Origin of the sequence: Novosphingobium sp. ST904 (assembly GCF_001298105.1) — a bacterium.
Classification (GTDB): Bacteria; Pseudomonadota; Alphaproteobacteria; order Sphingomonadales; family Sphingomonadaceae; genus Novosphingobium.
The window spans coordinates 1-881 of sequence record NZ_LGJH01000016.1; the positions used below are offsets into that span (position 1 = coordinate 1).

1 protein-coding gene is annotated in these 881 nt (G+C 60.6%); it reads left to right on the forward strand.

Annotated elements, in window-relative coordinates; genetic code table 11:
- Window positions 1-61 precede the first annotated feature (61 nt).
- Window positions 62-826: an IS6-like element IS6100 family transposase gene (locus ADT71_RS00085; protein WP_001389365.1), complete on the forward strand. Its 765-nt coding sequence runs from the start codon at window positions 62-64 to the stop codon at window positions 824-826.
- Window positions 827-881 lie beyond the last annotated feature (55 nt).

Here is an 881-nt window from a genome sequence, read left to right on the forward strand (position 1 = left end):
GGCTCTGTTGCAAAAATCGTGAAGCTTGAGCATGCTTGGCGGAGATTGGACGGACGGAACGATGACGGATTTCAAGTGGCGCCATTTCCAGGGTGATGTGATCCTGTGGGCGGTGCGCTGGTATTGTCGCTATCCGATCAGCTATCGCGACCTTGAGGAAATGCTGGCGGAACGCGGCATTTCGGTCGACCATACGACGATCTATCGCTGGGTCCAGTGCTACGCCCCGGAGATGGAGAAGCGGCTGCGCTGGTTCTGGCGGCGTGGCTTTGATCCGAGCTGGCGCCTGGATGAAACCTACGTCAAGGTGCGGGGCAAGTGGACCTACCTGTACCGGGCAGTCGACAAGCGGGGCGACACGATCGATTTCTACCTGTCGCCGACCCGCAGCGCCAAGGCAGCGAAGCGGTTCCTGGGCAAGGCCCTGCGAGGCCTGAAGCACTGGGAAAAGCCTGCCACGCTCAATACCGACAAAGCGCCGAGCTATGGTGCAGCGATCACCGAATTGAAGCGCGAAGGAAAGCTGGACCGGGAGACGGCCCACCGGCAGGTGAAGTATCTCAATAACGTGATCGAGGCCGATCACGGAAAGCTCAAGATACTGATCAAGCCGGTGCGCGGTTTCAAATCGATCCCCACGGCCTATGCCACGATCAAGGGATTCGAAGTCATGCGAGCCCTGCGCAAAGGACAGGCTCGCCCCTGGTGCCTGCAGCCCGGCATCAGGGGCGAGGTGCGCCTTGTGGAGAGAGCTTTTGGCATTGGGCCCTCGGCGCTGACGGAGGCCATGGGCATGCTCAACCACCATTTCGCAGCAGCCGCCTGATCGGCGCAGAGCGACAGCCTACCTCTGACTGCCGCCAATCTTTGCAACAGAGCCG